The sequence below is a fragment of the Pontibacterium sp. genome (assembly GCF_041587635.1).
Lineage (GTDB): Bacteria > Pseudomonadota > Gammaproteobacteria > Pseudomonadales > Balneatricaceae > Pontibacterium.
The window spans coordinates 1-4,435 of sequence record NZ_JBFGYC010000346.1; the positions used below are offsets into that span (position 1 = coordinate 1).

Below are 4,435 nucleotides of genomic sequence, written 5' to 3' on the forward strand. Positions count from 1 at the left end.
GCGCCTTTTTATGGGCGACATCGGCTGAGCCAAGAATTGCACGATCCATACGACGGAATTCGAGCAAATGGGCGCCACCGTCAACCACGGCGATAGATACGTTGATACCCATCTGCTGGGCTTTGTTTTCCGCAGCGGAAACCAGCTGGCGGGCAATTTGGGAACTGAGTGTGCTCATAGGGATTGATCCATCTTTTTTATTCTGTAAGCCAGCGTGGGTCTTGATATACCGAGGACGCGCGCGGCTTCTGATACGTTGCCATTTGCCTGAGTTAGCGCATGTTCAATAACTTTGTTTTCGATCTCTTCAATTGATCCGCATTCAACCAGTGCTTCATCAATCCAGCTGTTCTGGTTGTCAGTGTCATCCTCTTCGTCATCATCGATGAGATGACCTTGTGACGATACGACCTGGCTGGCATCCATCTGCAGGGTCGGAAATAAAGAGTGGGCGCTAATCGTTTCATCATGATCGGTCAGGATCAGGCCGCGCTCGATAATGTTTTCCAGTTCGCGGACGTTACCGGGCCATTCGTATTTCATAATGGCGCGCATCGCCATATCGGAGAGTCCGGCAACGCGGCGGCTATAAAAGGCCTGATATTTCTCCAGGAAGTGTTCGATTAGCATCGGGATATCTTCGCGGCGTTCGCGTAGCGGGGGGATGTTAATCGGGTACACGTTCAGACGGTAAAACAGGTCGGCCCTGAAACGGCCCTCTTCAACGGCCGTTTCAAGGCACTCGTTGGTCGCGGCTACAACCCGGATGTCGACTTTGCGGGTGTTGCTGTCACCCACACGTTCATATTCTGATTCCTGTAATACGCGCAGCAGTGAGGCTTGTGCACGGGGTGTAAGCTCGATGACTTCATCCAGAAAGATAGTGCCGCCATCAGCGCGTTCGAACTTGCCCGGACGGGATTGAGTCGCGCCGGTATAAGCGCCACGTTCCACGCCAAAGAGTTCGGATTCGATCAGGTCGGGTGGAATGGCGGCACAATTGACGGCGATAAATGCCTTGTCAGCACGTTCACTGGCCTGATGAATACCTTTGGCGACCAGCTCTTTACCCACACCGGTTTCACCCAGAAGCAGGACGTTTACTTTGCCGGGGGCCGCTTTGTGGGCGAGATTACAGACCTGTTTGTACGCGGGTGATTGTCCACGAAAATTGCCGAGTGTAGATTCAGAGTCGATCTTATGGCGCAGCACGGAGATTTGAGACTGCAGTTCATACAGTTCTTCCATGATACGGTCGCTGGAGAAGTAGCGTCTGTAGGTCGTAGCGTCCTCCCATTCTTCAGCCGGACGGCCGACAAACAGGCACTGTTCGTCACCGCAACCGCGACAGTTAACCTCTTTAAACAGGATCTCCCGGCCCAGCAGGGTCGAGGTGTAAGCACTGGCGTGACCGACCAGGCTCCAGCACACCGGTTCATCCTGCATGCCCAGTTCCGAGCGAAACATCTCGGCTTCATAAGAGTCATGCAGGCGGTATTCGGCGTAAAAATGCGCGTCACTCTGATCGATCTGCAGGGTGCACTCTTCGACACGGACCATGCCTTTCAGGGCATGCAGGTTAAACCCGGTGCGTAGCAGTTCAGTCGCATCGTCAGTTTCAGCCAGTTTAAGCGCTAGCTGCGCATCTTTTTTCCCCAGACTGTATCCAAGGCGCATAAAGAATCCTTTCGCGCGCTCAAGCCCTACCGTTTCGATCTGCTCTTTGCGGAAATCGGTCAATGCTCCCAGCTGGAGTAGCAGCACGCGCTGCTCGTCAAACCAGATCTTGCCGTCGCTGTCCTGAAAGCGGATCTGGCGGCTAAGATTCTGGGTATCGCGGGTAACGGAGTTATCCATGCAGGGTCCACAGTTTTAATTATTGTATAGATATGATTCTATTAAATTTCGTATATTAAATTTATCCCGGTCTTCGGGAATTTAAATCCCATATTTAGGATTAATAATGGACTACCAAAACCTCTTCATCTTTATCAAGGTGATGGAAAGGGGCAGCTTTCTAGGAGCCTCCCGCGCATTGGGTATGCCAACATCTACGGTGAGCCGGCGTGTACAGCATCTGGAAGAGAGTTTGGGGTACCGGTTGTTGCATCGCAGTGCCCGTAAGCTGGCTCTTACCGAAGCGGGCGAGCTTTTTTTTCGTCGCTGCCAGCCGCTGTTCTCCGAGTTAGAGCAAGCCACCAAAGCGCTGGATGGTGAGTTAACCTCTCCATCGGGTGAGCTGCGTATTACCGCACCGGTGTCACTGTCCAATGAGCTGCTTGATCCCTGGTTTTTTGAGTTTATGGAGTTGTATCCCAAGATTCGGCTGGAGCTGGTGCTGGTAAACCGCAACATCGATCTGATGGATGAAGGGATTGATATTGCATTTCGTATCGGTGAGATCAAATTGAAGGACTGGGTCAGTCGTTCATTGTTTCATTCGCGCTTTACGTTGTGTGCCAGCCCGGAATTTATTGAGCGCCATGGTTTGCCCGATCATCCCTCGGACTTGGCGGGATTGCCGTTGGTCATCCCCCGGCGTTCGCCCATTTGGCACTTCCAGCATCAGGACGGCGAGCGTTGCTCTATTGGTGGTGAGTCGCGTGTCCGTGTGGATGAGCTGAGTACCGCAGTAAAAGCGATTGCCAGTGGCTTGGGGGTGGGGAATCTGCCGAACTATGTCGTTGGCGGAAGTGTAGAGGATGGTACGCTTGTACGTTTGTTGCCGGAATGGGAGCCCATTGGCCGTGAAGTGCAAATGCTGTATCCGCATCGTAAGTATTTGCCCGCCAAAGTACGCTTGTTTGTTGAATTTATTATGGAAAAAGTTGAGCTATATCGGGAGACGTTAAAACACTGATCGATAGGGATATACCCTGAAGCGGGTTTGTCATTGCAAGGTTTTGGCATAGCAGGTAAATTGACGCGCAAAATATATAACTATCTGCGTGTGAAACAGGCGGCCGATAAAGTCTGAACGCAGGTAATGCATAACTATAAATTGCTATTAGGAGAATTCCCTGTGGAACTCGCATGTCTTGACCTGGAAGGTGTACTGATTCCGGAAATCTGGATCGCATTTGCCGAAGAAACCGGTATCGAAGAGTTGAAAGCGACGACCCGCGATATTCCTGATTACGATGTGCTGATGAAACAGCGTCTGCGTATTCTGGATGAGCATGGACTGACATTGCCGCAGATTCAAAACACCATCAGCCGCCTGTCTCCACTGGAAGGCGCGTCTGAGTTTGTTAATTGGTTGCGTGAGCGTTTTCAGCTGGTGATTCTGTCTGATACTTTCTACGAGTTTGCGGCGCCACTGATGGCTCAGCTGGGTAACCCAACGCTGTTGTGCCACAAGCTGGAAGTGAACGAGGAAGGTCGTATCACTGACTACACGTTGCGTCAGCGTGATCCTAAGCGTCAGTCTGTGCGTGCGTTCCAGCTGCTGAACTACCGTGTGATTGCAGCAGGTGATTCCTACAATGACACCACCATGCTGACTCAGGCTGAATCTGGCATTTTGTTCCATGCACCGGATAACGTCATTTCTGAATTCCCGCAGTTCCCGGCGGTACACAGCTACGAAGACCTGAAGCAGGAATTCCTCAAGGCAAGTGTACGTGATCTGAGCCTGTAATCGGCCGGATTGCAACAACCTGAAAAGCCACCTGCGGGTGGCTTTTTTGTGTCTGGTGTTCCGTTTTCGGCGCGTGTCTCAATACGAAAACAGCTGATCCCAGTGTTTGTCCAATGTGCTGAGTGCCTGTGGCAATGGCATGGCAGTTAATGTTCCGTCAGATGTTTCGGATACCAGTTTCAATCGTTTGAGTTTATCGAGCGCGTCATCGATCTCAAAATTAAGCTCACAGTTCAGGGTATTGCGAAACCAGCGCTCAATCTGTTGATCCAGCTCGGTAGCGCTAATCGCTGTGCTGTGGGTCAGTAGGAAGTAATACGCCAGAATCGCTTCTTTGCACTCTTCCTCTTCAGCATCGTCGATCAGCCGATGGAATACGCCGGCATTGTTATCGAGGTTTTTGAAGTACAGGTTCTGGGTTAATGACTGAACAAAACGTAGTTTGCGGTTTTTGAAGTTATTAAACTGCTTCCATAGATAACTTCCCACGGCCCCCAGTCCGGCAAACAGGGCGATCAGCGCGGCTTTATCCAGCTCAACCGGTGTTGAGTGCATGCCCATCCAGAAGCCAAATAGCGATCCCAAAAGCACCAGCGTGGCGCCCAGCTTAGTGCTGATCACAACCCCACCGCTAATGGCGGCGGGGACACCAATCATCAGTTTGTCGATCAAGCGCATGCGCACGGTTGTATTGGGAAACAGCATCTCCAAGTCCGCTGTAGGGACGTTTTTGAACAACTTCAGGATGACGCTGCCGGGTTTAATATCCCGTGCCGCCGCGGTCTTTGCCGCCGC

The 4,435-nt window shown here is 51.6% G+C and carries 5 protein-coding genes; 2 read left to right on the forward strand and 3 right to left on the reverse strand.

The window, feature by feature from the left end; all coding sequences use genetic code 11:
• Both ABYW01_RS15090 and ABYW01_RS15095 read right to left on the reverse strand, forming a co-directional pair.
• On the reverse strand, positions 1-178 hold a 178-nt coding region (locus ABYW01_RS15090; RefSeq protein WP_372834193.1), incomplete at its 3' end, for a heme-binding protein.
• Positions 175-1,857: a sigma 54-interacting transcriptional regulator gene (locus tag ABYW01_RS15095; RefSeq protein ID WP_372834185.1), complete on the reverse strand. Its 1,683-nt coding sequence runs from the start codon at positions 1,855-1,857 to the stop codon at positions 175-177. The genes ABYW01_RS15090 and ABYW01_RS15095, both read right to left, overlap by 4 nt.
• 106 nt (positions 1,858-1,963) lie before the next feature.
• Between ABYW01_RS15095 and ABYW01_RS15100 the strand changes: the two genes are divergently transcribed.
• Together ABYW01_RS15100 and thrH are read left to right on the forward strand one after the other, a co-directional pair.
• Positions 1,964-2,860: a LysR family transcriptional regulator gene (locus ABYW01_RS15100; RefSeq protein ID WP_372834188.1), complete on the forward strand. Its 897-nt coding sequence runs from the start codon at positions 1,964-1,966 to the stop codon at positions 2,858-2,860.
• Positions 2,861-3,022: 162 nt separating this feature from the next.
• Positions 3,023-3,640 carry a bifunctional phosphoserine phosphatase/homoserine phosphotransferase ThrH gene (gene thrH / locus ABYW01_RS15105; protein WP_372834190.1) on the forward strand — a complete coding sequence of 206 codons (618 nt, stop codon included), beginning with the start codon at positions 3,023-3,025 and terminating at the stop codon, positions 3,638-3,640.
• A 78-nt stretch (positions 3,641-3,718) separates the two neighbouring features.
• On the opposite strand, the gene ABYW01_RS15110 is transcribed toward thrH, so the two are convergent.
• Positions 3,719-4,435: TMEM143 family protein (locus ABYW01_RS15110; protein WP_372834191.1), on the reverse strand; the 717-nt coding region annotated here is incomplete at its 5' end.

Bases quoted from the DNA above. Each gene is read 5' to 3' on its own strand.
- ABYW01_RS15095 (WP_372834185.1), bottom strand. From the start codon at position 1,857: ATGGATAACTCCGTTACCCGCGATACCCAGAATCTTAGCCGCCAGATC.
- ABYW01_RS15100 (WP_372834188.1), top strand. From the start codon at position 1,964: ATGGACTACCAAAACCTCTTCATCTTTATCAAGGTGATGGAAAGGGGC.